At 71.8% G+C, this 24,926-nt stretch carries 22 protein-coding genes and 1 tRNA gene; 16 read left to right on the top strand and 7 right to left on the bottom strand.

Annotation, left to right across the window (positions count from 1 at the left end; translation table 11 throughout):
• The first annotated feature begins 32 nt into the window (after positions 1–32).
• Entirely contained in the window at positions 33–1,259 is a 1,227-nt protein-coding gene (locus ABJI51_RS20085) for a DUF1707 domain-containing protein (RefSeq protein WP_431605647.1), read from the top strand.
• The gene (locus tag ABJI51_RS20090; RefSeq protein WP_348952594.1) at positions 1,256–2,875 is read left to right on the top strand and encodes an SAM-dependent methyltransferase; all 1,620 of its coding nucleotides are present in this window, start codon (positions 1,256–1,258) and stop codon (positions 2,873–2,875) included. The genes ABJI51_RS20085 and ABJI51_RS20090 overlap by 4 nt, the downstream gene beginning before the upstream one ends.
• A gap of 3 nt (positions 2,876–2,878) precedes the next feature.
• Here ABJI51_RS20090 and ABJI51_RS20095 read toward each other — a convergent pair whose 3' ends face one another.
• Genes ABJI51_RS20095 through ABJI51_RS20115 form a run of 5 tightly spaced genes read right to left on the bottom strand, consistent with a single transcriptional unit; the run spans position 2,879 to position 9,831 of the window.
• The gene (locus ABJI51_RS20095; RefSeq protein WP_348952596.1) at positions 2,879–4,183 is read right to left on the bottom strand and encodes an acyltransferase family protein; all 1,305 of its coding nucleotides are present in this window, start codon (positions 4,181–4,183) and stop codon (positions 2,879–2,881) included.
• 3 nt (positions 4,184–4,186) lie between these two features.
• On the bottom strand, positions 4,187–5,992 hold the full coding sequence (locus tag ABJI51_RS20100) for a glycosyltransferase family protein (protein ID WP_348952598.1): 1,806 nt from the start codon (positions 5,990–5,992) through the stop codon (positions 4,187–4,189).
• A 2-nt stretch (positions 5,993–5,994) separates the two neighbouring features.
• Positions 5,995–6,537: a hypothetical protein gene (locus ABJI51_RS20105; RefSeq protein ID WP_348952600.1), complete on the bottom strand. Its 543-nt coding sequence runs from the start codon at positions 6,535–6,537 to the stop codon at positions 5,995–5,997.
• Positions 6,534–8,474 (bottom strand): glycosyltransferase family 4 protein, encoded by a 1,941-nt coding sequence (locus ABJI51_RS20110; RefSeq protein ID WP_348952602.1) that lies wholly within the window; start codon positions 8,472–8,474, stop codon positions 6,534–6,536. The genes ABJI51_RS20105 and ABJI51_RS20110 overlap by 4 nt, the downstream gene beginning before the upstream one ends.
• Before the next feature lie 31 nt (positions 8,475–8,505).
• A complete protein-coding gene (locus ABJI51_RS20115; protein ID WP_348952604.1) occupies positions 8,506–9,831 on the bottom strand; it encodes an alginate O-acetyltransferase AlgX-related protein in 1,326 nt (441 codons plus the stop codon).
• Between the two features lie 156 nt (positions 9,832–9,987).
• On the opposite strand from ABJI51_RS20115, the gene ABJI51_RS20120 reads away from it, so the two are divergent.
• From ABJI51_RS20120 to ABJI51_RS20135, 4 genes are all read left to right on the top strand, one after another.
• Positions 9,988–10,593, top strand: coding sequence for a hypothetical protein (locus tag ABJI51_RS20120; protein ID WP_348952606.1), 606 nt, complete (start codon positions 9,988–9,990; stop codon positions 10,591–10,593).
• Positions 10,594–10,660: 67 nt separating this feature from the next.
• Positions 10,661–12,247 (top strand): serine/threonine-protein kinase, encoded by a 1,587-nt coding sequence (locus ABJI51_RS20125; RefSeq protein ID WP_348952608.1) that lies wholly within the window; start codon positions 10,661–10,663, stop codon positions 12,245–12,247.
• Positions 12,248–12,395: 148 nt separating this feature from the next.
• Positions 12,396–12,935 carry a DUF2716 domain-containing protein gene (locus ABJI51_RS20130; protein ID WP_348952610.1) on the top strand — a complete coding sequence of 180 codons (540 nt, stop codon included), beginning with the start codon at positions 12,396–12,398 and terminating at the stop codon, positions 12,933–12,935.
• Positions 12,936–12,968: 33 nt separating this feature from the next.
• Positions 12,969–13,370 (top strand): immunity 7 family protein, encoded by a 402-nt coding sequence (locus ABJI51_RS20135; RefSeq protein WP_348952612.1) that lies wholly within the window; start codon positions 12,969–12,971, stop codon positions 13,368–13,370.
• A gap of 12 nt (positions 13,371–13,382) precedes the next feature.
• Here the strand turns inward: ABJI51_RS20135 and ABJI51_RS20140 are convergent, their stop codons facing one another.
• On the bottom strand, positions 13,383–14,834 hold the full coding sequence (locus ABJI51_RS20140) for an alkaline phosphatase family protein (protein WP_348952614.1): 1,452 nt from the start codon (positions 14,832–14,834) through the stop codon (positions 13,383–13,385).
• Positions 14,835–15,019: 185 nt separating this feature from the next.
• Positions 15,020–15,092, bottom strand: a tRNA-Gly gene (locus tag ABJI51_RS20145).
• A 188-nt stretch (positions 15,093–15,280) separates the two neighbouring features.
• Here ABJI51_RS20145 and ABJI51_RS20150 point away from each other — a divergent pair.
• The 10 genes from ABJI51_RS20150 (at position 15,281) to ABJI51_RS20195 (ending at position 24,842) form a co-directional block, all read left to right on the top strand.
• The gene (locus ABJI51_RS20150; protein ID WP_348952616.1) at positions 15,281–16,837 is read left to right on the top strand and encodes a sigma-70 family RNA polymerase sigma factor; all 1,557 of its coding nucleotides are present in this window, start codon (positions 15,281–15,283) and stop codon (positions 16,835–16,837) included.
• Between the two features lie 103 nt (positions 16,838–16,940).
• A complete protein-coding gene (locus ABJI51_RS20155; RefSeq protein ID WP_003076880.1) occupies positions 16,941–17,381 on the top strand; it encodes a hypothetical protein in 441 nt (146 codons plus the stop codon).
• 25 nt (positions 17,382–17,406) lie between these two features.
• Positions 17,407–18,267 (top strand): Fpg/Nei family DNA glycosylase, encoded by an 861-nt coding sequence (locus ABJI51_RS20160; protein WP_348952618.1) that lies wholly within the window; start codon positions 17,407–17,409, stop codon positions 18,265–18,267.
• Between the two features lie 248 nt (positions 18,268–18,515).
• Positions 18,516–19,841, top strand: coding sequence for a histidine kinase (locus tag ABJI51_RS20165; protein ID WP_348952620.1), 1,326 nt, complete (start codon positions 18,516–18,518; stop codon positions 19,839–19,841).
• A gap of 19 nt (positions 19,842–19,860) precedes the next feature.
• Positions 19,861–20,706 carry a S49 family peptidase gene (locus ABJI51_RS20170; protein ID WP_348952621.1) on the top strand — a complete coding sequence of 282 codons (846 nt, stop codon included), beginning with the start codon at positions 19,861–19,863 and terminating at the stop codon, positions 20,704–20,706.
• Between the two features lie 36 nt (positions 20,707–20,742).
• Entirely contained in the window at positions 20,743–21,204 is a 462-nt protein-coding gene (locus tag ABJI51_RS20175; RefSeq protein ID WP_348952622.1) for a hypothetical protein, read from the top strand.
• A 2-nt stretch (positions 21,205–21,206) separates the two neighbouring features.
• Positions 21,207–21,560 carry a hypothetical protein gene (locus ABJI51_RS20180; protein ID WP_348952624.1) on the top strand — a complete coding sequence of 118 codons (354 nt, stop codon included), beginning with the start codon at positions 21,207–21,209 and terminating at the stop codon, positions 21,558–21,560.
• A gap of 89 nt (positions 21,561–21,649) precedes the next feature.
• A complete protein-coding gene (locus tag ABJI51_RS20185) occupies positions 21,650–22,483 on the top strand; it encodes a LytR/AlgR family response regulator transcription factor (RefSeq protein WP_348952625.1) in 834 nt (277 codons plus the stop codon).
• 13 nt (positions 22,484–22,496) lie between these two features.
• A complete protein-coding gene (locus ABJI51_RS20190; RefSeq protein ID WP_348952627.1) occupies positions 22,497–23,021 on the top strand; it encodes a hypothetical protein in 525 nt (174 codons plus the stop codon).
• Positions 23,022–23,051: 30 nt separating this feature from the next.
• Entirely contained in the window at positions 23,052–24,842 is a 1,791-nt protein-coding gene (locus ABJI51_RS20195; RefSeq protein ID WP_348952629.1) for a sodium/solute symporter, read from the top strand.
• The last annotated feature ends 84 nt before the right edge of the window (positions 24,843–24,926 follow it).

Below are 24,926 nucleotides of genomic sequence, written 5' to 3' on the forward strand. Positions count from 1 at the left end.
GGTCGGCCGATCGGACCGGAATAAGGGGGCTCCTGGTGTCCTGGCAGGAGGAGCTGCGGCGACTGGACGAGGAGCTCGCGGCAGGCCAGCTGTCCGCCGACGAATACCGGGCGCGCCGTGACCAGGTGCTTTCCTCGGCCGTGGGCGTGCAGGACCAGCAACCGCAGCAGCCGGCTTCGAACGCCGACGCGACGCAGGTGATCGCCCCGGTGAGCCCGCCGGGCGGGACACCCCAGCCGACGCCGCAGCCGGGCGACGCCGAGCGCACGCAGGCCGTTTCCTGGCAGGCCCAGCAGGGCCGCCCCGGCGACCCCAACGCCACCGCGTACGTGCCGCCCGTGCAGGCGCAGCCGTTCTCGCCGCCGGGCGGCTTCGCGCCGCCGCAGCCGGGTGCCGACGACAACCCCGAGCGCACCCAGGTCGTCCGCAACACGGGCGACTTCCAGCCCAACTACCAGGGTTATTCGCAGCAGCCGCCCGCGCAGCCGGGCTGGAACCAGGTGCCGCCGGCGGCCGCCGCGCCGCCGTGGGGTGCCGACGACACCGGGTCGGCGCACAACCCGAACGACCTGAGCTGGATGCGCCAGGGCCCGGAGTCCTACTTCGAGACCAAGAGCGGCTCCGGCAAGAAGAAGGTGCTCAGCATCGTCGCGGCCGTCGTGGTCGTGCTGCTCGCCGGCTTCGCCATCTGGTGGTTCGGCCTGCGCGGCGACTCGACGCAGACCGCGGGCCCGACGAACGCCCCGACGTCGGCGGCGCCGAGCACCACCCCGCCGCCGCCGAGCGTCGCGCCCACCCGGGTGCCGCCGATGCCCGGCAAGGCGAGCGACAAGAACGGCACGATGAGCGTCGACGACGCCGTGCAGAAGGAGTTCCTCAACGCGGCCGAGGCCAGCTCGATCAAGGCCGCCGGCTCCGCGTACGTCACGTGCCAGGCGTCCAGCAACACGCCGTTCGACTACACGGTGCTGCTGGTGAACACCAAGAGCGTCGCGGACGCCAACCGGCTGGCGCAGACGCTGCAGCGGCCCGCGGCCAGCACCGGCCTGCAGACGGTCAGCGACCACGCCGGGCTGCCGCAGTCGGTCGCGGTCTTCAAGGCCGTCCTGCCGGACCACACGACCTACCGTGCCGTGTACGTCTCGGGTGCCGCGGTGATCCGGGTGGACGTCAACCAGGCGCCCGCCACCGACACGGCGGTGACGAAGGAGTTCCAGGGCGTCATGAAGGCGATGCTGGAGAACGTTCCGAACTCGTGACCGGTGTCCAGGTGACCACGCCGCTGCGGGCCGGTGCCGAGCCGGACGAGTACGGCTGCACCGTGCTGTCCACCGGCGTCTCGGACTACTCCGACGGGGCCGAGGACCTGGTCACCGCCCTGCTGGAGAACGCGCAGGACCGCAGTTCGCTCAGCGACGAGCTGACGCTGGCGGCGCGGACCTGGCCGGAGCGCTACCACCTCGACCACGGCCGCGCGAACGTGCTGCGGGCGCTGGACCTGCCCGCCGACGCCGTGGTGCTGGAGATCGGCTGCGGGACCGGCGCGGTGACCGGCTACCTGGCGGAGCGCTGCCGGTCGGTGGACGCCGTCGAGCCGGTGGCGAGCCGGGCACGCGGCGCGCGGGCCCGGACCCGGGACTTCGGCGACGTCGAGGTCTTCGTCGGCGGGATCGAGGACGTCCCCGCGGCCGAGGCGTACGACGTCGTGGTGGTCATCGGCGTGCTCGAATACGTCGGCGGGGGCAGCAACGACGACGCCGTCTACACCGATTTCCTGCGCGCGGCGCACGCCCGGCTGCGGCCGGGCGGGACGCTGGTGCTCGCGATCGAGAACCAGCTGGGCGTCAAGTACCTCTGCGGGGCGGCCGAGGACCACACGGGCATCCCGTGGGACGGCGTGGCAGGCTACCCGGCCGGCGGGGTGGCGCGGACGTTCTCCCGCGCGCGGCTCACCGGTCTCGTCGAGCGGGCGGGGTTCACCGGGACGGCCGTGCTCGGTGCCTTCCCGGACTACAAGCTGACGCGGGCCGTGCTCACCGACGAACTGCTCGCCGCGAACCCGCGGCTGGCCAAGCGGCTGCCGGGGTTCCCGAGTCCCGACTGGGCGGGCGGCGGCGAGCGGGTCGTGGCCGAGGAGCGCGTCTGGGCCGAGCTGGTCGACGCCGGACTGGCCGCCCAGCACGGCAATTCGTTACTGCTGCTGGCCGGAAAGGACAGTGCGCCGAAGCTCTGGCCGCCGGACACGCTGGCCGCGTTCTTCAGCACCGACCGGGCGGCCGACTTCTGCACGCGATCGGTCGTCGAGCGCAGCGGTGCCGGCCTGCGGGTCCGCCGGACGCCGCTGGCCACGCACCCGGCTGCGGCGCACGGGGTGCGCATCGTGTCCACAGTGGACGAAGTGGTCGACGCCCCGACCGTGCTCGACGTCGTGCGCGACGAACCGGCCCGGCGGACGGAACTGCTCGGCCGCTGGCGGGAGTTCCTGCTGTCGCAAGCGGGTGAACTGGGTCCGCGGCTGTGGGACCTGACCCCGCAGAACCTGCTCGTGACCCCGGCCGGGCTCGTCCCGATCGACCTCGAATGGTCGGTCGACGGCTGCTCGGCGGACGACGTCCTGGCCCGCGGAATCCTGATCACGGCCGACGAACTGGCCCGCGGCGGGCACGGCGACGGAGACACCGTCGGCGACGTCGTGCGCGACCTCTGCGCGCGTCTCGGCCTGGCCGAGGCGGCAGTGCTGGGTGTCGTGCCGTCGGAGGCGCGGTTCCAGGCCGTCCGCCAGGCGGGCCGGTGCGATCCCGCATACCTGGCCGAGCGGACCGCGGAACTGACCAGGGCCTGGACGGTCCGGCTCGCCGAACCGTCCGGCCGCTGAGCCTCAGGCGCGCATCGACTCCGGCAGCATCCGCCGCATCGCCCGCCGCGTCGGCTCTTCGAAGAAGCGGTGCAGGACGTGCGCGATGCCGATGGTCAGCGCGAGGAAGCCGAGCACGATCAGCCGGTACTCCCAGCTCGTCGGCATGTCCGTGAGCTTGAGCTTGGTCTGGATGACGTGCCGCATCACGTCGATCACCAGCCAGTGGACCAGGTAGAGCGCGAACGACACCTTGCCGCCCCAGATGAGCAGCCGGGTGCGCAGCAGCCACGCCGACGGCTCACGGGTGCTGATCGCCAGCCCGCCGATCAGCAGCAGGAACAGCGGCACCACGACTACCGTCTCGGCCGAGCCCCACATGATGTGGCCGTTGATCCGCCAGTCCAGGTTCATGTTGAAGCGGCGGAACGGGTCGAAGTGGTGCACGAGGAAGATCACCGCGACGATCACCACGAACACGACGGTCGGCCGCAGGAACCACGGCAGCCGCGCGGACCGGCCGTACCGCAGCACGATCAGCGCGGTGAACGCGCCGCCGAAGAACTCGGTGAGCACGCGCAGCGGGATCATCCCGGGCACCAGCGCGTTGTGGAACAGCAGCAGGTCGCTGCCGTCCTCCATGGTGAGGCCGATCGCGACGATCGGGAACACCGACACCAGGGCGCACAGCACGAGCGAGCGGACGCGCACGGTCTTGAGCATCTTGGCCAGCACCGCCACGGCGACGCTGAACACCAGGTACGCCAGCCATTCCGCGCTCAGCGACCAGTCGATCGGGTTCCACTGGTCCGGTTCGATGAACCAGCCCTGGATGAGCAGCACGTGCTCGAGGAACCGCGCGGGACTGGCGGCCGCCTGGAGGCTAGCGTCGTTGTTCGCCTGCAGCGAGTACGCGCGGTAGAGCGCCCAGCCGAGCAGGACGAGGAACATCACCGGCCAGATCCGGCTCAGCCGCAGCCAGAGGAAGCCGAGTGCCTTGCGCGGGGTCCACGGCTCGGACATCCGGTCGAGGTGGGTGTAGGTCATGATGAACCCGCTGAGGACGAAGAACAGGTCCACGCCGAGGTACCCGGCGTCGAACAGCGGGGCCAGCCTGCCCAGGAACGGGAACGACGAGACCAGCTCGGGGCGGAAGTGGAAGGCCAGCACCCACAGCGCCGCCAGTGCGCGGACCCCGGTCAGCTGCGGGATGAACGCGGGCAGCGGGCCGCGGTCGTCCTTCGCGGCGGGCTTCGCCGGTTCCTCGGGCCGTCCGGGCAGCTCGCCGGTGAATGCCGGCAGCACGTCCGTCGTCTCGGTTCTGTCCATGTCCTACCGTTTCGCGTTCGTCGCGGCCCAGGCGCGCTGGGGATCGAGGTCGACCGGCCGGGCCGGCGGATCGGGCACCACCCGGGACAGCAGGATCTGCTGCACGAGCGCCGTGCGTTCGTCCCGGGCGGCGACTTCCCGCCACACCCCGTGGTGTTCCAGTCCCTCCAGCCACGGGTCGTCCGGCCAGCCGCCGATCCGCTCGAGCACGGTCCGCCGCACCAGGTAGCCGCTGCCGAGGTAGGGCAGCCGGGCCAGCCGCCGCGATTCCGGCGGAAGCGCGCCGACCAGGCCGGCGGCCGGGTCCGCGACCGGGCAGTGGGCCAGGTCCGCGCCCCCGCGCACCGCGGCCAGCAGGCGGGCCACCAGGTGCGGTGAGCATCGCATACCCGCGTCCAGTACCAGCAGCAGGTCGGCGCGCGACTCGGCCAGCAGCCGGTTGTACGCGTAGCCCGCGCCACGGGCGAGCGGGTGGTGGAGCAGGTCGTAGGGCTTCGGCCCGGCGGGTTCGGCGGTGCCGTCCTGGCAGACGAGGACCCGCGATGGCACCGCGGTGCCGCGCGCCAGGTCGTCGACCAGCGCGGTGACGCCGGGATCGCCCGCCCGCCGCACGATCAGCACGTCGAGATCGGGCACGCGCTCGGGGGCGCTCGGCGCGAGCGGCAGGGCCGCCGGCGTGCAGACGACGTCTTCGGTGCGCCGCGCGGCTTCGGTCCGCTCCACGGTGAGCCGGGCCGCGAGCCGGCGGTCCGGTCCGGGATCGGCGCCGAGTGACGCTTCGCCGCGGAACCGGGGATCCCAGCTCGGGGTGTCGACGGCCAGCGGCGTCTCGGCCGGGCGGGCCACCGCCGGTGCCGGGCGCACCGGCCGGTCCGACCGGGCCGGGGCCGGGTGCCGTTCCGCCAGGTCCGCCGCCAGTTCCAGCAGCTGACGGGCCGACGGGCCCATGTCGAGTTCCTCGCGGACGTAGCGGTAGGCCTCGGTGCGGATCGAGCGCTCCAGCTCGCCGTCACGCAGCAGCGCCGCGGTGGCCGCGCCGACGACGGTCTCCCTGGCCACCACCAGGTGCCGTCCGGCGGTGAACGGCGCCAGGTCGCGGCTGGGTTCGGTGACCACGACGCAGCCGTTGCAGGCGGCCTCCAGCACGCGCACCCACTCCAGTGCCTTCGACGACTCCCGGTGCAGGTTCAGCAGCACCCGGCTGCGCGCGAGGTGCGCGTGCTTCGCCCGGTTCATGAGGAAGTCCGGCCGCGGCTTGACCATCGGCTCGTGCGGCGGGGTCAGCAGCCGCACGTCGAGCCCGTCCAGGTCGCGTGCGGCGCGGGCGAGCAGCGCCGAGCGCCGGTGCTCGGCCGTCCCCAGGTAGGTGACGTCGATGTCGCGGACGCTGTCCGGGTCGCCGCCCCACTGGTCCCACAGCGGCGTGTAGCCGAGCTGGAACCGCCGGACGTCGTGCCCGCGGCGCACCAGTTCGCCGGTCGAGTCGGCGTTGATGTCCATCGCGCCGCCGAACTGCGGCAGCAGGCTCGCGCTGGTGTCGAAGGTCCGCGTGCCGGGGTGCTCGACGCAGAACGCGATCGTCCGCCGCAGCTGGTCCGGCCGCGGCCGCTGCGCCTCGGGCAGCACCACCAGGTACTCGTGCGGGACGACGACGAAAACCGTGTCGTCGTCGTCCTCGGGCAGCGGCCCGAGGTGGGTCTCGGCCCGCCCGCCCGCCGACCGCACGGCGTCGGCGACGACCTCGAACAGCTCCTCCATGAACGCGCTGCCGCCCGGCGCGGACGCCAGCACGAGTCGGGGATCGGCCACCGTCAGAGGGTCTTCCGGCGCACGGTGCGCAGCGGCGCGGTGACCCGCCAGCTGAGGGTCTGGCGGTGGGCTTCGAGCTCCTGGGTCAGCTCGGCGACGCGGCGGCGCAGCTGCTCGGCTTCCCGCTCGTCGTGCTGCACCGCCTCGGGCAGGTCGGCGCCGTGCAGGGCCAGCTCGGCCTGCAGCAGGTCCATCCGCAGCTGGTCGCGCTCGGTCCGGGTCCGCTCCAGCTCCTGCCGGGCGAGGTCGCGGTCGCGGCGCAGGGCGTCCAGCTCGACGCGGGCCTCGGAGCTCTCGTCGACCTGACGGCGCAGGTCGTCGGCCGCGCGGGCCTCCTCGGCGAGCCGTTCCTGCACGCGCAGGGCTTCCCGCAGGTCCGCGTCGGCGCCGCGGAGCCTGCCGAGCAGGCGTTCGCGCTCGGCCATCAGCACCGAGCGCTCCGCCCGCAGCTGCAGCAGCTCGGCACGGACGGACGCGGGCACGGCGTACTCGACGGGCTCGTCGTCGCGCGGAGCCGGGGTGTTCGGGCCTTCTTCGGAGCTCATGCGTGCCGTTCCTCGGTACCGGTGCCTCGGGCGAGGCCTTTCAGGATGGTGGAGAACTCCTGGCCGTAATGGGCGGAGTCCAGGAAGGAGCCGATGCCGGCCAGCGCGCGCTCGGCGATCCGCTCGCGGTCGGCGGGCGAGGTGTCCAGCGCCCGCAGCAGGCCGACGGTGAGCGCGTTGAGGTCGTTCGGCACGAAGAGCCAGCCGCTCTCGCCGTCGGTGACGATCTCGCGGGTGCCGAACACGTCCGCGGCGACCACCGGGACGCGGAACGCCATGGCCTCCAGGATCGAGCGCGGCAGCGACTCGATGTCCGAGCTGTTGACGAACAGGTCCGCCGCCCGCAGCCACGGCAGCGGATCGCGGACGATCGGCACCAGGCTGACCGAGCCGCCCAGCCCGGCCGCCTCGACGTAGTCCCGCAGCGCCTCGCAGTACGGCGATTCGTGGGTGCCGACGATCACCAGGTGCGCGTCCGGGTGGGTGGTCCGGACCTGCTCGAAGGCCAGCAGCAGCGGGGCGTGGCCCTTGCGCGGTTCGCTCACCCCGACGTTGAGCAGCACCGTCGCCCGCTCGGGCAGGCCCAGCTCGCGGCGGACGTCTTCCTTCGCCGTGTACAGCGCCTGCTTGGCAGGCGCGAGGTCGATGCCGTACCGGACGGTGATGCAGCGGCGCGGCCGCGACCACGGCAGGAACATCTCGCGCGTGGCGTCGGCGACGAACAGCAGCGCGTCGGCGTCGGACAGGCAGTGTTCCCAGCGCTCGCGGACCAGCGGGTCGAGCGCGTCCATGCCCCAGTTGAGGTAGGCGAAGTCCTCCAGGCTGAAGCTCTCGTGGATGACCCACGCCACGGGCAGGCCCGCGCGCATCGCCGCGTCGACCCCGGCGAACATGCCGAGCGTGTTGACCAGCACGACCCCGGCGCCGGTCGCGGTGGCCAGCATGGCCAGCTCGCCGACGTACGCGGTGTAGGTGACCGCGTCCTGGACGCGGTGGTGCCCGGTGACGTGCACGGTGACGCCCAGCTCTTCCAGCTCGGCGCGCAGCGGACCGTCCTCGGGCGAGACGAGCGTGACCTTGTGCTCGTGCGGGCCCGCCAGGTGGCGCAGCAGCTCACTGAGCCAGAACTGGCCGCCGCCGACCCGCAGGCTGTGCGTGACGACCAGGACGTGGTCGGTGTCGACGGCCGCCTTGACCCGGCCGAGCAGCTCTTCGGTGAACGCCGCCGAGCGCTGCACGGTTTCGGCGTCGCGCCGGCTGACCGGGCGCCGCCGCAGCGTCGCGTACCGGGTCGGGGAGGTCCATTCGCGGCCGTCGCGGGTCCAGGCGTGCACCCGGAAGGCCACCTTGCGGCTCTCGCCGGGGGCCTGCGGCAGGGCGACGCGGGCTTCGTAGCCGCTCAGCCCCGCCTGCCGGACCTGGCCGGGCAGGGCGCTGGTGACGTCCGGCCGGGGCAGCATGAGCCGCGCGCGCTGCCGCGGGGCGCCTTCGACGTCGACCTCGACGCGGCTGGGCAGCTTGCCGTCGAGCAGCAGCCAGCCCGAGACGACCATGAGGTCACCGGCGATCTCGGCGTCGGCTGCCGGGAAGTCGATCTCACCCAGCGGCGCGGGCTCGCGGTGGCTGCTCTCCGGCCAGACGCTCGTGCGGGCGAGCTCGGTGCCGTCGGGTGCGGTGACGGTCGTTTCCGCGCCGACCGGCTGGGCGGCCTCGGCCTCCGCGCGCCACGCCCAGACCGGCCAGTCCGCCGGGACCCCCGGCACGGCCGCGGTGCCGCGTTCCCAGTGCACCCGCGCGACCTGCCCGCCGATCCGGATGGTGCTGCCGTCCGGGCCGGCAGGCGAGACCAGCCAGCCGCCGACCGAAATCCGGCCGCCGGTCACCGAGGCACCGGCGGCGTCCACGCCGGCGAGCCACGGCAGCTCCCGCTCGATCATCTTGTTCCTTCGTCCGTGCGCGGTGGCGCGCTCATCGCCGGGGATGGTTCACGAGCTGCTCGCTCAGCGTCCTGACCACGGCCGGGGCCAGAATAGGGCTTTGCCCGCCGATGAGGTTGCGTTCGGCGATTTCGATCACGACGACGTCGCTGTCGACGAGTTTCGCCGCGGCCGCGCCCGGGTCGTTCTGGACGTAGTCGGAGTGCATGATCGTCATGTCGTTGAACGCGGCGGCGAGGTACATGTTGGCGAAGCCGGTGAAGGAGTCGCCGATCATCGCGACCTTGTCGGGGACGGTGCCCGTGGTCGGCTCGCTGCGCAGCTCGATCGGGGTCAGGTTCGGCTGGCCGAAGAAGGTGCGGGTGCGGTCGGCGCCGCCGTCCGGGGCGAGGGACTCCAGCTCGGCGGGTTCGGTGCCGGTGCGGCCGATCAGCGGCGGCAGGTCGGTCTGCTTGTCGAACGTCTCCTTGGGCGCGGTCCGCCAGGTGCTCGTCACGCCGGGCCGGAGGTTCTCGGCCAGGGTCCGGACCATGGTCAGCCCGCCGTGGAACTGCCAGTGGGTGTCCTGCTTGAAGTAGATCGGCGCGCCCCGCCGCTGCGACTCGGCGAGCAGGGGCTGCCGCAGGTCGAGGTAGCCGACCTCGGTGTCCAGCCGGTGCCACATCGTCCGGGCCGCCACCGGCGCGCAGTCCTTGCCGGCGTACTGGCCGGGCAGGAACTGCGGGAAGATGTCCGACTTGTCCGGCGGCACGATGAGCACGAGCCGCCGTCCCGACGCCTCGACGGCCCGGCGCAGCCCGATCAGCTCGTCGATCACGGACGCGGTCGGGATGATCGGGTTGCACTTGGCGTACATGTCGTTGCCCAGGTACAGCCAGCCGTCGCGGCCCTCGACCACCGGTGGGTAGTTGCTGTTGGTCTGGCCCTGGGTCGGCCCGGTCTCCGGCCGGGAGGGCGGCTGGTTCGCGACCGGGCCGACACCCGGCTGGCCGGCCTGCGCGCCGAGCGCGGGCGGCTCGCCGAAGACCGAGCGGCTGATCGCGTCCTCCGCCTGCACGGCGGCTTGGCGGCCGGGCAGCCAGTCGGTGGCCCACGCGCTGAGCCCGCCGAAGAACCCCCAGCCGTCGGACAGGCTCGGGAAGTCGTGCAGCTTGTGGTTCTCGAACGCCTCCGGGCGGCCGAACACCCCGAGCGACACCATCGGGGACAGGAAGAACACGATCGCGCAGATCAGCGCCACCTGCTGCCGCCCGTGGCGGGGCCGGTACATCGAGTGGTCCTTGGGCAGCCAGGCCTCGTGGACCGTGAGGGGCCGGACCCGCTTGCCCGGCTTTCCGCCGTCCAGGTGCACCGACACGCTCCCACCATAGACGGGACCGGGCGGGCAGCGGTTTTCCACCCGCCGTCACCCGTCGAGCGGCCGAAAACTGTCGTACATATGTTCTAAAATTGGCGTTGTCCAGGGGAGATGCCGCCCGCACCCGCGGGGGGCGTGATGGAGGAAGGCAGGGCCATGGCCTACATCACCCTGTCCACGTTCGTGGGCTACAGCGCCAGTTCCGGGCCGTCGCGGTCGTCGTTCGTGCGGCGGCAGCGCCGTCAGTACGAGGATCCGGCGCGGGCGGCGTTCAACTACTACCGGCGGGCGGCCAACGCCGTGCGGTCCGGCCGGGCGGCGAACCAGGACGAGGTCGCCCTGCGCGCCCTCGTCAACGCCGCCGACGAGCGGACGAAACCGCACTACGCGGCGATTGCCGAGGGCTGGCTGCGGTACCTCGGCCGTCGGCAGCCGCGGCTGGTCGAGGTCGGGCGGGGCCGGTGCCGGATCGGGGAGCTGGAGATCGGCGTCAGCCCGCAGATCGGGCTGCGCAAGAGCGACGGCCGCCGCTACGCGACCTGGCTCTACTTCAAGGAGGAGCCGCTGGCGAAGGACTCGGCGCAGCTCGCGCTGTGGGTGCTGGAGCAGGCGATGCCGGACGTGCTGCCCGGCGGGCACGCGCTGGTCATCGACGTCCGCCGCGCGAAGGAGTACCAGCTGTCCGACCGCGATCGCGAACGGCTGCGGCCATGGGCACGCAGTGAGGCGTCGGCGTTCCTGACCCTCTGGGACGCCGCCTGAGCAGGGGAGGCGCCGGGATCGCCCGGCGCCTCCCTTAGCATCGCCCCGAGCGTTCAGGGGGGCGACGATGAGACTGGTCGCGGGGCGGTACGCGATCTCGGCCGAGCTCGGCCGGGGCGGGATGGGCGTCGTCTGGCGCGCCGAAGACCGGGTGCTGGGCCGCCCGGTCGCGCTCAAGGAACTGGCCACGCCGCCCGGCACGAACCTCGAACGCGTCATGCGCGAGGCCCGGACCGCCGGCCGGCTCAACGATCCCGGCGTCGTCACGGTGTACGACGTCGTCCACGAGCACGGCGCCACGTTCATCGTCATGGAACTCGTCGTCGCGCCGACCCTCGCCGACGTCGTCGGCCGTGAAGGGCCGCTGGCGAACGACCGCGTCGCCGCGCTCGGCCTGCAGGTGCTCGGCGCGCTGGAGAGCGCGCACGCGGCCGGGATCGTGCACCGGGACGTCAAGCCCAGCAACATCATGGTGCTGCCCGGCGACCGCGTGAAGCTCGCCGACTTCGGCATCGCGCGGGCGATGGACGACCCGCGCCTGACGCAGACCGGCGGGGTCATGGGCTCGCCCGGCTACATGGCGCCCGAGCTGTTCGCCGGGGCCGGCCCGTCGCCGGCGTCGGACCTGTGGGCGCTCGGCGCGACGCTGTTCCACGCCGCCGAGGGCCGGGCGCCGTTCCAGCGCACCACCACGGCCGCGACCCTGCACGCGATCATGTACGACCGGCCGGTGTTCGAGCACTGCCGCGGCCCGCTCGCCGAGGCCGTGCGCGGGCTGCTCACCCAGTCCACTTCGGACCGTCTCGGCGCGCCGGGTGTCCGGCGGCTGCTGGAAACGGCCCGCACGGCGATCACCGACGCGCCGACGCAGGCGGTCGACCCGGCCGAGCTGCCCACGGTCGTCTTCGAGCCGGTGACCGCGAAGGTCGCGGCGCCGTCACCGACCACAGTGGACTGGGACCGGCCGCGGAAGAAGCGCCTGCCGCTGGTGCTCGCCGGGGTGGCGGCCGCGGTCGTCGTGGCGCTGGGCGCGATCTTCCTCCTCAAGCCCGGAACCACGACCCCGGTCGCCGCCGCGGACGCCACCAACGCCGCGTCGGCGCCCGCGCCTTCGACGTCCGCCGCGCCGGGCACCACCGCGAGCCCGACGTCGGCCACGGCCACCACGGCGTCTTCGGTCCCGCCGTCGGCGAGCCTGCCGGTGCTGCCGGGCGCCAGCACGGTGACGCCGCCGCCCAGCACGCCGTCGAGCGGCGAGCCCGAGAAGCCGAAGCCGGTGATGGTGCCGCTGACCCGCTACCACCACCCCGACGGCGGTCACTTCAGCGCGACCCAGAAGATCGGCCCGCCGCCGGGCTTCACCAAGGAAGGCGTGTTCGGCTCGCTCGTCGCCACGGCCGAGCCCGGCACGCGCAAGTTCTACGCGTGCAAGGTGACCGGCCAGAACGACTGGTTCACCTCGACCGACCAGAGCGGCAAGTGCGAGGGCCAGCAGGTCATCGGCCTGCTGGGCTACGCCTACGCGAACCCGCCGACGTGGGCGTCGGCCCGCGCGATCTACCGCTGCAACGCGGGCGGGAGCCACTTCGACTCCCTGTCGGCGGGCTGCGAGGGCAAGACCAAGGAGTTCCTCATGGGCTACCTGGTCTTTTGAGCCCGCCTGCCGGCGGTGATCACCTGACCGAACGCACCCGGACGAGTGACACAGTTCGCGCTGAGCGGGCGACGACTGGACAAACCGGAGAGCGAACACGAAGCTTTCGCGTGTTCTTCCGTCCCTGGCCAGACTCGAGGTCGAAACAGTGAATGCTGCCTGGGAAGCCGTCTCCCGCGTCGTGGACGAGCCCGCCTGGTACTGGGTGTACGACAAGCTGGCGTTCTGGCCGAGCACCTACGCCCACGCCTGGCCCGGGTTCCGGGAGCCGGCGCCGTCGCGGACCTGGGATCTCTCGCCGGGGAACCTCGACCGCGGCTCGGCCGAGTTCCGGCTCGGCCCGTACGCCGTCGAGGAGCACCAGGTCGCGGCCATCGCGCTCGCCGCGTTCCGCGAGGTCTGCGGGCCGGACGACCGGATGTGGGCGCTGCACTGGCAGCACCAGTCCTACCTGGTCCGCCCGCACCTGATGACCGAGGGCGCCCGCTGGCCGGTGCCGGTGTTCCCGCGCGCGGACTACCACCTGTTCCTCGCCGAGGACTTCTCGTTCGGCACGCTCGGCCACCCGTGGGAGCGGACGCTGTGCGTGTTCGGCGAGAAGCTGGTGCCCGCGTTCGAGCGGCTCGGCGAGGGCGTGCTGACGAACGTCCTGCGCCGCGACGGCAAACCGTCCGCGCTGGCCCGCTGAAGGCGGCGTTGATCTCTTGCTACCGTCTTGCGGGTGTTCGAATATCACGGCTGGGTGACCATCCAGGCGACCGCGAGCGGCGACGACGACGCGGCGCTGCTGGAGCGCCTCGTCGACCGCGTGCACCGCGCGATCCGCGACGCCGGTGACTTCGACCTGGTGGACCTCCGCTGGAGCGCGGGCATGCCGATGCTCCACTTCGGCGGCTTCGACAAGCACGGCGGCCGCCTCGGCCCGGAACTGCTGGAGCTGTTCACCCGCGTCGGCGAGCTGGCCCCCGGCTCGTACGGCCTGCTGTACGTCTGGGACGACCAGGACACCGAACACGACAACGACTTCCGCGTGTACCGCATGGCCAGGGGCCAGGTGACGGAACACGAGGACCCGCACCTGACCCCGGTCGCCCCGACGGTCATCGACGTCTACGAGCTGTAGCCGCTCTCGTACTCACGGCACCCGCGGCCGCCCGCCCGGCTCCTGCCGCGGCGGTTTCTGGTCCGCGCCCGGGAACGTCGGCGCGGGCAGGTGGGCCTGCTCGTAGCGCGAGAGCGTCAGCGGGCCGGACGTGTCCGGCAGGACCGGTGGCTGCGCCCTGCGGTCGTGGAAGCGGAACGCCGAGGTCAGGTCGCCGAACGTGCGGCGGCGCCAGTCCGAGATGTTCGGCTCCGGCACGCCCGTCACCTTCTCGAGGAACTGCAGCGTCGACGTGTGGTCGAAGTTCTCGCTGCACACCCAGCCGCCCGCGGTCCAGGGGGAGACGATGATCGCCGGGACGCGGTAGCCCGCGCCGACCGGGAGGCCGTTGCCGGGGGTGCCGCCAGGGGACGTCTTCGTGACGAACTCGCCGGGTGTCCCGGGCGGCGGCGTCGGCGGCACGACGTGGTCGAACAGGCCGTCGTTCTCGTCGTAGTTGAGGATGAACACCGTCTTGGCCCAGACGTCCGGGTTGGCGGCGATCGCGTCGATCTTCGACGCGACAAACGCGGCGCCCTCGGCGGGCGTGTAGTTCGGGTGCTCCGACGCCGTCGACGTGCAGATGATCCAGGACACCGTCGGGAGCTTGTCGTTGCGCGCGTCGTACTCGAACTGGCCTTCGGGCCGGTGGGTGAGGCCGTTGACGACCAGCGGCGAGCCGGCCGGGGCGTTCCGGAAGTTCGCGAACTGCTCCAGCATGTTGCAGCCGTAGGTGTCGTCCTGCTCGTACACCTTCCAGCTGACGCCCGCCGCCTGCAGCCGCTCCGCGTACGTCGTCCAGGTGTAGCCGCCCGCGGGAGCCTTGTTGTCGAGGATCGGGCCGCCGTGCTCGCCGTCGGGGTCGATCGTGCCGGTCATCCACATCATCCGGTTCGGCCAGGTCGGGCCGAGCACCGAGCAGTGGTAGGCGTCGCAGATGGTGAACGCCTCGGCGAGCGCGAACTGGAACGGCAGGTCGGCCCGCGTGTGGTAGCCCATGACGTACGGACCGTTCTTGCCGTCGGCCTTGCGGTGCGCCGGCAGCCAGTTGTCCATCCGGCCGCCGTTCCAGGCGTCGTGCTGGACCTGCCACGCGTGCGACGTCGACGGGATCTTCTGCGCGTTGGTGGCGTGCGTGTCGAGGTGGAACGGCAGCGCGTAGCCCGCCGGGTTCTGCGGATCCGGCTGGTAGAAGACGGACCGCCCGTCGGGCAGCTTGGCGGCGTGCGGGTCGCCGAAGCCGCGGACGCCCGACAGCGTCCCGAAGTAGTGGTCGAAGGACCGGTTCTCCTGCATGAGCAGCACGACGTGCTCGATGTCCTCGAGCGACCCGTGCTTCGGGGCGCCCTGCGCGAGGGCCTTCCGGACGTTCGGCGGCATGAGGGTGGCGGCCGCGGCGAGCCCGGCGGCCCCGCCGAGAACACGACGGCGAGTCAGTTCGGTCATGTCCAGCACCCTCACCGCCGAGGATCACCCGAAGAGGTGGCTTCCGGCGAACGGTCCCGGAACACGAGATGAAAACGACTGCCGAACCGCCGCAAACCCCGCCAGAAGGTCACAGCGCCGTCTGTGACTGCGATCACGAAAAAGAGCCGCTCCCCGGCTGGACCAGGGAACGGCTCTCGATCTTGAGCGGATGACGGGATTCGAACCCGCGACCCTCACCTTGGCAAGGTGATGCGCTACCAGCTGCGCTACATCCGCACTGCCTTGCTGATGGGGAACACTTTATACCCACGCTGATTCGCGCCGAACGGGGGGTACCCCAGTGCCCTGACCCGGTGCTTCGGTGTCACAGCTGGCGTACAAGGGGTGACGACGGCTGTTTCCCTCCGTATGGTGTCTCCATTCGACCGAATGGGGAGACCTTCGGGGAGGAGGTGCCGGGCCGGATGACCGAGCTGGGCACGGTGCCGCCACCAGCGGCCTCGGAATCCGACGAGCAGGCACTGCTGCAACGGCTCCGTGACGGCGAGGACGCCGCGTTCGGGGAGCTGTTCGAGCTGCACGCCGCCGCCGTCCGACGGCTCGCGCAGAGCCTGGCGGCCGACCGCTCCGAGGCCGAGGACATCACCGCGGAGACCTTCTTCCGCGTGCTGCAGGCCCTCCGCCGGGGTGCCGGCCCCCGTGACTACGTCCGTGCCTACCTGCTGACCGTCGCCCGCCGGGTGTCCTGGGAGTGGCACGGTGCCCGCCGGGACGTCCCCGTCTCCGACGACGAACTGACCTTCCGCGCCGGCGCGGGTGCCGACACCCACGCGCGCACCGCCGAGCACACGCTGATCACCACCGCGTTCACCAGCCTGCCCGAACGCTGGCGGACCGTGCTGTGGCAGACCGAGGTCGAGGGCGAGCAGCCCGCCATGGTCGCGCCCCACTTCGGGCTGAGCGCGAACGCCACCGCGGCGCTGGCCCGCCGCGCCCGCCAGGGCCTGCGTGCGGCGTACCTGCAGGCCCACCTTTCGGTGAACCGCGGGCCGGACTCCTGCCGCGCCGTCGTGGAAAAGCTCGGCGGGTTCACCGCGGGCAGCGTCACCGGCGCCGAGGCCGAGCGGATCAAGGCGCACCTGCACGGCTGCCCGTCGTGCCGGGCGACCCAGGACGAGCTGCGTGACGTCTGCTCGTCGCTGCGCGCGCACGCCGGGGTGCTGGTGCTGCTGGTGCCTGCCGCCGCGTCGATGGGCGGCAGCGGGGTGCTGGCCGGGCTCGGCGCGACGATCAAGGGCGTCCTGGTCGGGTCGAAGGTCAAGATCGGGCTCGCGCTGGCGTCGACCGCCGCCGTCGGCGCGGTCGGCGTCGCGGCCGGGCCGGTGCTGTTCGGCTCGACGCCGGCGCAGGACGTCGGGCTGACCGGCGGGGCACCCGAGCTGATCGTGGTGCCGCCGCCCGAGGTGCACCAGCCGCCCCCGCAGCCCCACCAGGAACAGCGGATCGGCGTCGGCGTGCTCAACGGCCGCGGCACCGGCGCCCCGGTCCCGGTCGTCCGGCCGCGGGCCGAGGTCCACCCGGTCGCCGTGAACGAGATTCCGCAGGTGCCGCCGCCCGCCGGCGTCCCGGCCGGCGAGAAGGGCGGCCTGGAGACCGGCACCACCCCGCGGGACGACCTCACGTCCAAGACCTACAGCACGACCAGCCACCCGGAGACGTCCCCGCGGCTCGACACGACGACGAGCCCGGACATGACGATGACCACCGAGTCGAGCGACGGGACCACCCCGGACAGCGGCGAGGCGCCCGAGCTGTCGCCGACCGGCAAGCCCGGCGAGCCGACGGACCCGACCGAAGCGAAAGCCAAGCCCCAGCCCACGGACGAGCCGACGGAGACCACGACCGAGCCGTCGACGACGGTGACCCCGACCTCGGGGAAGCCGTGCCCGGGCAGCGCGTCCGGCGTCACTGGTTCGGGCGAACCGACGGACAGCACGCCGACCGGCTCCGAACAGCAGTGATCAACTCCGGCGGGCGGGATGTCCGGTTCATCCCTCGCGCGGGCGAGGCCCGGCACGGTACCGTGGAAGCGCTCACCCTGCGGGCGGCCCGGGAGGCTACTGAATGAACCGGCTGGTACGCGGCGAAGACGGCCGCGACTGGGTGGTCCGTGCCCAGATGGAATGGCGGGCACCGGCGACGGCCGACGACTTCGAGCACGACGTCGCGGGCAGCTACGGACCCGGGATCGCGATGATCGTGGTGACCGCGCTGCTCGCCGTCATCCTCGTCGTGTGGACGCCCGACCAGGTCAACGTCCCCGCGTGGGTGCTGCTGGCGCTGCTGCTGGTGGTGTTGTTCTTCCCGCTGCGCTGGATCCTGCGCCGCCCGTGGACGGTGGTCGCGGAGACCGAGGGCGACGTGACCGGCGACCGGCCGTCCGAGCGCTGGGTCGGCACGATCCGCGGCATGTTCACCGTGCAGGGCGAGGTCAAGAAGATCTCCAAGACCATCCAGCGGCACTCGCTGCCGGACTTCGACGGGCCGTTGCACCCCGTCGAGTAGGACCGTCGAGTAGGACACTGAGGCCATGCCCGAGCTGCCCGAGGTCGAAGCACTGGCCCACCACCTGCGCGAGAACGCCGTCGGCCGGACGATCTTCCGCATCGATGTCGCGTCGCTGAGCGTGCTGAAAACGGCGACGCCGCCGTGGACGGACCTGCACGGCCGCGAGATCACCGGCGCGACCCGGCACGGCAAGCACCTCGACGTCGTGGCCGGCGATCTGCACCTGGTCGTCCACCTGGCCCGCGCGGGCTGGCTGCGCTGGTCCGACGGCCTCGCCGCGGCGCCGCTCAAGCCCGGCAAGGGCCCGATCTCGCTGCGCGTGCACCTCGAATCGGCCACCGGGCCCGGCTTCGACCTGACCGAAGCGGGCACGAAGAAGGGCCTCGCGGTGTGGATCGTCAAGGACCCGCAGGAGATCGCGAGCGTGGCCCGGCTGGGCCCGGACGCGCTGGCCGTGGACGCCGCGCGGCTGCGGGAGCTGTTCGCGGGCAAGAACACCCGGCTGAAGTGGGCGCTCACCGACCAGTCGCTCATCGCCGGGATCGGCAACGCCTACTCCGACGAGATCATGCACCGCGCGAAGCTCTCCCCGTACGCGACCATCGGCAAGCTCGACGAAGGCGCGCTGGAGGTGCTGGCCGAGGCGATCCACGAGATCGAGACCGACGCCGTCGAGCGTTCGGTCGGCCAGAAGGCGGCGCGGCTGAAGGGCGAGAAGCGGTCGGGCCTGCGCGTGCACGCGCGCACCGGGCTGCCGTGCCCGGTCTGCGGCGACACGATCCGCGAGATCTCCTTCGCCGACAAGTCGTTCCAGTACTGCCCGACATGCCAGACCGGCGGCAAGCCGCTGGCCGACCGGCGGATGTCGCGGCTGCTCAAGTAGCCGGATTCGCCCGTTCGGCGGCACGTGCTGCGCCGGGCGTCACCGAGGCCGGGGTCCGGACCGCCGAAACCACGTCCGGCCTGCCTCTTTCGCCAGAAGGGGTGGAACAGAAGCCGCCGCCCGCGTGTTGCGGACAGTGACCGTGACGGCCCGGTTCCGACTCTCGGTAGGGTCCCTTCCACCCTCGGTCATCACAGTTGGACAGAAAGTGGGATCAGGCCTTGCACCCGGTTGGTCGAGCGCAGAGCATGGACGCCGTGTCCGGGTTCCCGCTTGCGCAGATCGTTCCGTGGGGGATCGCGGTGCTGCTCGGCATCGCGGTGATCGTGCTGCTCGTGAAACAGCGCAGGCCGGCCAGCGTGGTCGAGGACGCCATGCTCCAGGCGGTGCACCGGATGTCGAAGGCGGCGCCGAACCTCCGCTCGGGCCTCGACGAGGACGCCGCCGACAAGATCACCACCCAGCTGCTGCAGATGCTCGACTGCGTCGCCGTCGGCATCACCGACAGCGAGGGCACGCTGCTGTCCTGGGACGGCGAGGCGAACGAGCACTACGTCGACCTCGTCGACGCCATCGGCGCGGCCATCCGCAAGCACCGCCGCGAGGTCGTGGCGCACGACCGGATGCCGTGCAACCACCGCGGCACCTGCCGGATGAAGACCGCGGTCATCGTGCCGCTGCTGGTGGAGGGCGAGACCGAGGCCGCGCTGATCGTCGTCGGCCGGACCCGCGGCAGGCTGGTGCAGATGGCCGACGCCGTCGCCCAGTTCGTCTGCACGCAGTTCGAGCTGGCGCGGCTCGACGAGTCGAAGCACCAGCTCCAGCAGGCGGAGATCAAGGCGCTGCGCGCGCAGATCTCGCCGCACTTCGTCTACAACGCGCTCAACACGATCTCCGCGCTCATCCGCACGGACCCCGAAGAGGCGCGAGAGCTGCTTCAGGACTTCGCCGACTTCACGCGCTACTCGTTCCGGACGTCGGGCATGTTCACCACGCTCGCCGAGGAGCTGCGCAACATCGACCGCTACCTGACGATCGAGAACGCCCGCTTCGGCGGGCGGCTCGAGGTGCGGATGAAGATCGCGCCCGAGGTGCTCAGCGTGGTCGTGCCGTTCCTGATCATCCAGCCGCTGGTGGAGAACGCGGTGAAGCACGGGCTGGCCAGCAAGCCCAGCGGCGGCTGCGTCACGGTGATCGCGCAGGACTACGGCACCGAGGCGCTGATCAGCGTCGAGGACGACGGCATCGGCATGGACCCGCGGCGGCTCAACGAGCTGAAGAGCGCCCACCGCACCGGCGCGCACGTCGGGCTCGGCAACATCAACCAGCGCATGCAGCAGGTGTTCGGCAGCGACTACGCGGTGATGGTCGAGACCGCGCCCGGCGCCGGGATGAAGGTGACGCTGCGGGTGCCGAAGTTCGTCCCGGGCGTCCGGCCGAACATGCCGGACTACAGCTCCGAGAACCACACAGCCGAAGCCGACGTCCCGGCACAGGCGGGTCCGGCGCAGCTGAACGGCGCCGAGGTGAACGGCGTCAACGGCACGCGCTCGGGCATCCTCCCCCTTGGCTGAATCCGGCTAGCCTGGGGTTATGAGCGTTACGGACAAGCTGGCTTCGCGGATCCCGGTTCTCGCCGACCGGGTCGAGCGCAAGGACGTCGTGGCCGTGGTGCGGCTGCACGGCGTGATCACCCCCTCGCCGTCGCCGCTGGCCCGGGGCGCGATCAACCTCGGCGCCGTGGAATCGGCGCTGACCAGGGCGTTCGGTCACGAGCGGCTCAAGGCGGTCGCCCTGCTGGTGAACTCGCCCGGCGGCGCGCCGACGCAGTCCGGGCTGGTCGCCGAGCGGATCCGCCAGCTGGCCGACGAGAAGAAGGTGCCGGTACTGGCGTTCTGCGAGGACGTCGCGGCCTCCGGCGGCTACTGGCTGGCCTGCGCGGCGGACGAGATCTACGCCCACCGGACCTCGATGGTCGGCTCGATCGGCGTGATCAGCGGCGGCTTCGGCTTCACGGGCCTGCTGGAGCGGTTCGGCATCGAACGCCGCCTGCACACGGCGGGCGCGAACAAGTCGCGGCTCGACCCGTTCTCGCCGGAGAAGCCCGAGGACGTCGAGTGGCTGAAGAAGATGCACACCCAGCTCCACGAGCTGTTCGTGAACTGGGTGAAGGAACGCCGCGGCAACCGCCTCGCGGACTCCGACGACCTGTTCACCGGCGACGTCTGGCTGGGCGCGAAGGCGGTCGAGCTGGGCCTGGTCGACGGCCTCGGCAGCCTCCGCCAGATCATCACCGAGCGCTACCCGGACGCGGAGATCTCGGTGGCCGAGCCGAAGAAGCCCCTGCTGGCCCGCCTCGGCCTCGGCGCCCCGGCCGCGGCATCGGCGGTCCTGGACGCGGTGACCCAGAAGGCGGCCTGGTCCCGCTTCGGCCTCTGACTTGCCAAGACTTCTGAAAAAGTTCAGAATTGAGGTATGGCTACCACCGAGGTGCAGTGGAGCGAGCTGCAGCGCGACCCCAAGAGCGTTGCTGCGCTCGCCGACGAGGGTGACGTGCGGGTCCGCCGCCGCGACGGCGCCGCTCTGCTGCTGACGAGGGAGGACCGGGCGCACTCGGCTTCGGAAGGTTCCGTGGTGGCGGCCCGGGCGCTGCGCAACGTGCTGTCGCACCTGCCGCACGACGTGGCGGCCGCCGCGCTCATCGACGAGTTCCCGTGGGTGGACGTCCTGCCGGAGGCCGAACGGGTGCAGTTCGTCCGGGACTTCGCGCGCGCTTTCCAGGCTTCCGCGGAACTGGGGCAGTGGTCGGTCCTTGCGCAGACGATCACGGAGTGGCGCAGCACAGCAGCCATTCACGCCGACCCGGCACTCGCTGGCAAGCTCTCCGGTCCGATCGACGAGGACTTCGGTCCCGTTCCGGGCCCCACGGACAGCTGACGATGCCCGCGAAACGCGGCGACCGTGTTGCGCCACCCGCGCGTCCAGGCGGCTGGGAAGCACGCTTCGCGACTTCCGAAGCGGCGAAGGGCTGGGAGGCCCTTTGCCAGGCAGCCAGGTCCAACACCTGGGAAGCGTGGATCGTGCTGACCGAACGGCCGGTGGCCCCGGAGAATCCGGCGCGTCAGCACAGACTCAAAGGTGCGTTCGCCACTCGTGAGATCGGTGGCCGGGCTCTCGATCAGTGGCAGTACGAGGTCACTGCGGGCGGCCGGATCTGGTACTGCCCGGATCCGGACAGGCGGATCGTCTGGGTGGTCCTGGCGAGCACCGGTCACCCGAAAGGCACGGAGTGAACCTGACCTGCCTCACGCTCGTGCACTGAACGAGCAACTGACCACTTCCGGAAGACGGGGGCTGGACATTGCAGTCGGCAATGGGCAGGATGCGTTTCACTGTGAGTGCTCACGATGACACCCGGAAGCTCGTGGTCCTGGCTGTGGACGACGAGCCGCGAGGTCTTGACGAACTCGTCCACTGCCTGCGCAACAGCCCGCACGTGGCCAAGGTGTTCCCGGCGATCGACGCCTCCGAGGCGCTGCGGTTGCTGTCCACCGACGACCCGCGGCTGCGCGAGCGCAAGGACCGCGGCCTGCCGATCGTCGACGCCGTCTTCGCCGACATCGACATGCCCGGGCTGTCCGGGATGGAGATGTCCCGGGTGTTCGCCGCGCTGCGGCCGTCGCCGTGCCTGGTCTTCGTCACCGGGCATGCCGAGGAGGCCGTGAACGCCTTCGATCTCGGTGCCCTCGACTACGTGCTCAAGCCGTACCAGCAGGACCGGCTCGACCGCGCGATCTCGCGTGTCATGGACAAGCTGGCCGCCGCCGCGGCGCCGCCGCCCGGTGCGGTGGCAGGCGAGCCGGTGAAGACCAACGACGAGGTCATCCCCGTCGAGCTGGCCGGCACCACCAAGCTCATCCCGCGTTCCTCGGTCCGCTGGGTCGAGGCGCAGGGCGACTACGCGCGGCTGTTCACCACCGAGGGCAGCCACCTGGTCCGCATCCCGCTGGCCCAGCTGGAGGAACGCTGGGAGAAGGCCGGGTTCGTCCGGATCCACCGGTCGTTCCTGGTCGCGCTGCCGCTGATCACCGAGCTGCGCATGGGCCAGGGCGGCTACCAGGTCGTGATCGGCAACGAGGAGAAGGTGCTGCCCGTCAGCAGGCGGCACACCCGCGCGCTGAAGGACCGGCTGGTCGGTTCGGGCCGGAACGGCTGACCAGGGCCCGGTCATGTCCGACGACTTCTACGAGCGCCGCGCGAACGGCGTCCGCGAACCCGATCCGACACTCGGCAGGCGGGCCCGGCACCGGCCGCTGCCGCAGCCTGCCGACCGGGCCGTCGTCGAGCCGCTGCCGCCGGCGCCCGAGCCGCCGCCGAAGCCGGAACACCACGCGAAACCGAAGCGGGAGCGAGTGATCCTCGCCGACCCGCGCCGCGGCGCCGGCACCCTGCGCGCCCGCGTCGAGCTGGAAGAGCAGACCAGCTGGGGGAAGCTGCTCGTCCGGGACCACCTGGTGAAGGTGCAGCTGCGGACGGCGGTGCTGCTCGCGCTGCTCGTCGTCGTCGTGTTCGGCTCGCTGCCGGTGCTGTTCCACCTCCTGCCCGGCTTCGCCCGGTCGAGCTTGGCAGGCATCCCGGTGCCCTGGCTGATCCTCGGCGTGCTGCCGTTCCCGTTCCTGTTCGGTGTCGGCATCTGGTACAACCGGCTGGCCGAACGCAACGAACGCGCGTTCGTGGACATGATCGAAAACTAGGTTCGCACCGAGTCGTGCGAGGATTCCCCCGTGCAGCTGAACCCGTGGGCGTTGACCGGCATCGTGCTGGTCGCCGTGGTGGTGCCCTACCTCGGTCACCGGTCCTCGCGGTCGGCCACGAGCACACACGACTTCCTGCTCGCGCGGCGCACCGTGCGGTCCCGGCGCAACGCCGCCGCGATCTCGGGTGAGTACCTGTCGGCGGCGTCGTTCCTCGGCATCGCCGGCATCGTGCTCAAGGACGGCGCCGACGCGCTGTGGTTCCCGATCGGTTTCACCACGGGCTATCTCGCACTGATGCTCTTCGTCGCGGCACCGCTGCGCCGCTCCGGCGCGTACACGCTGCCGGACTTCGTCGAGATGCGGCTCGGCTCGATCGGCCTGCGCCGGTTCTCCACGGCGTTCGTGGTGTTCATCGGGATTCTCTACATGGTCCCGCAGCTGCAGGGCGCCGGCCTGACGCTGGCGACGATCCTGCCGATGCCGGCGTGGGCGGGCGCCGTCGTGGTCATGGTCCTCGTGGCGTTCAACGTGATTTCCGGCGGCATGCGCGCGATCACCGTCGTCCAGGCCTTCCAGTACTGGCTGAAGCTGTTCGCCATCGCGGTGCCCGCGTTCGTGCTGTGCATGGTCTTCTTCGCCGGTGGCGGCCCGGACGGCTTCCGCCCGCTGGGCGCGCCCGCACCGCCGGTGTTCACCAGCGACACCACGGTCGACGTGCGGACCGACGTCACGCTGCACGTCACCACGGACACCTACCTCTACGCCTACGGCCGCACCGACAACGGCCCGGCGGCCGGGCCGACGCACTGGACGCCGCTGGCGCCGCACACGGTTTCCGAAGGCACCAAGCTGAAGTTCATGGCGGGCACGCCGGTGCCCGTGGTCAGCGACTCCGTCGCGGACAACGCGGACTGGCTGCACCCCGGGTCCGGCAGCCTCACCGACCTGCTCCAGACGTACTCGCTGATGTTCGCGACGTTCCTGGGCACCATGGGCCTGCCGCACGTGCTGGTCCGCTTCTACACCAACCCCGACGGCAAGGCCGCGCGCCGCACCACCGTGCACGTCCTGCTGCTGCTCGGGCTGTTCTACCTGTTCCCGACGCTGCTGGGCGCGCTGTCCCGGATGTACGTCCCGGAACTGCTGGTCACCGGCAACACGGACGCGGCGATCCTGCAGCTGCCCTCGGCGATCCTGCCCGGGATCGGCGGCCAGATCCTCGGCGCGGTGACCGCCGCGGGCGCCTTCGCCGCGTTCATGTCCAGCACGTCCGGGCTGCTGGTGAGCGTGGCAGGCGTCGTGTCGACCGACGTGCTGCGCGGCCGGGTGCGGGACTTCCGCGTGGCGACCGGGCTGGTCGCGCTGTTCCCGATCGGGCTGGCGGTCGGGCTGCGGCCGGGCGACATCTCGCTGTCGGTCGGGCTGACCTTCGCGCTCGCCGCGTCGACGTTCAGCCCGCTGCTGGTGCTGGGCATCTGGTGGCGGAAGCTGTCCTGGCCGGGCGCGCTGGCCGGGATGTTCGTCGGCGGCGGGCTGGTGCTGGCCGCGCTGGTGCTCGACATCGTGAGCGGCTACACCGGCGGCTGGGCGCCCTGGTACGTCAGCCAGCCCGCCCTGATCACCGTGCCGGTGGCGTTCGTGACGACGTACCTGGTCAGCCGCGTCACCGGGTACGGCCGTCCGGAGCACGTCCACGACATCATGCTGCGGCTGCACGCACCCGATCCGCTCGGTTTCATGCGGGACCGGGCGGTCGCGCGGTTCGGCCAGGCCGAGGAGAAGACCCGGATCGCCGGGCGCGGTCGACACCGCAAGTGATTTGTCCGAAATTTTTTACCGGATCGGGTGAGGCTCGTTCTGGTAAATGACAGGGTGCGCAAATCTCTCAGTGGGTTTTTACTT

This window comes from Amycolatopsis melonis, from assembly GCF_040064235.1.
In the GTDB taxonomy this organism is placed as follows: Bacteria; Actinomycetota; Actinomycetes; order Mycobacteriales; family Pseudonocardiaceae; genus Amycolatopsis; species Amycolatopsis melonis.

What these genes read in the sequence shown, in the direction of transcription:
- ABJI51_RS20190 (WP_348952627.1), top strand. Translation starts at nt 22,497, where the DNA reads ATGTCCGACGACTTCTACGAGCGCCGCGCGAACGGCGTCCGCGAACCC.
- ABJI51_RS20155 (WP_003076880.1), top strand. Translation starts at nt 16,941, where the DNA reads ATGAACCGGCTGGTACGCGGCGAAGACGGCCGCGACTGGGTGGTCCGT.
- ABJI51_RS20150 (WP_348952616.1), top strand. Translation starts at nt 15,281, where the DNA reads ATGACCGAGCTGGGCACGGTGCCGCCACCAGCGGCCTCGGAATCCGAC.
- ABJI51_RS20105 (WP_348952600.1), bottom strand. Translation starts at nt 6,537, where the DNA reads ATGAGCTCCGAAGAAGGCCCGAACACCCCGGCTCCGCGCGACGACGAG.
- ABJI51_RS20160 (WP_348952618.1), top strand. Translation starts at nt 17,407, where the DNA reads ATGCCCGAGCTGCCCGAGGTCGAAGCACTGGCCCACCACCTGCGCGAG.
- ABJI51_RS20120 (WP_348952606.1), top strand. Translation starts at nt 9,988, where the DNA reads ATGGCCTACATCACCCTGTCCACGTTCGTGGGCTACAGCGCCAGTTCC.
- ABJI51_RS20110 (WP_348952602.1), bottom strand. Translation starts at nt 8,474, where the DNA reads ATGATCGAGCGGGAGCTGCCGTGGCTCGCCGGCGTGGACGCCGCCGGT.
- ABJI51_RS20125 (WP_348952608.1), top strand. Translation starts at nt 10,661, where the DNA reads ATGAGACTGGTCGCGGGGCGGTACGCGATCTCGGCCGAGCTCGGCCGG.
- ABJI51_RS20175 (WP_348952622.1), top strand. Translation starts at nt 20,743, where the DNA reads ATGGCTACCACCGAGGTGCAGTGGAGCGAGCTGCAGCGCGACCCCAAG.
- ABJI51_RS20140 (WP_348952614.1), bottom strand. Translation starts at nt 14,834, where the DNA reads ATGACCGAACTGACTCGCCGTCGTGTTCTCGGCGGGGCCGCCGGGCTC.
- ABJI51_RS20180 (WP_348952624.1), top strand. Translation starts at nt 21,207, where the DNA reads ATGCCCGCGAAACGCGGCGACCGTGTTGCGCCACCCGCGCGTCCAGGC.
- ABJI51_RS20185 (WP_348952625.1), top strand. Translation starts at nt 21,650, where the DNA reads ATGCGTTTCACTGTGAGTGCTCACGATGACACCCGGAAGCTCGTGGTC.
- ABJI51_RS20170 (WP_348952621.1), top strand. Translation starts at nt 19,861, where the DNA reads ATGAGCGTTACGGACAAGCTGGCTTCGCGGATCCCGGTTCTCGCCGAC.
- ABJI51_RS20165 (WP_348952620.1), top strand. Translation starts at nt 18,516, where the DNA reads ATGGACGCCGTGTCCGGGTTCCCGCTTGCGCAGATCGTTCCGTGGGGG.
- ABJI51_RS20095 (WP_348952596.1), bottom strand. Translation starts at nt 4,183, where the DNA reads ATGGACAGAACCGAGACGACGGACGTGCTGCCGGCATTCACCGGCGAG.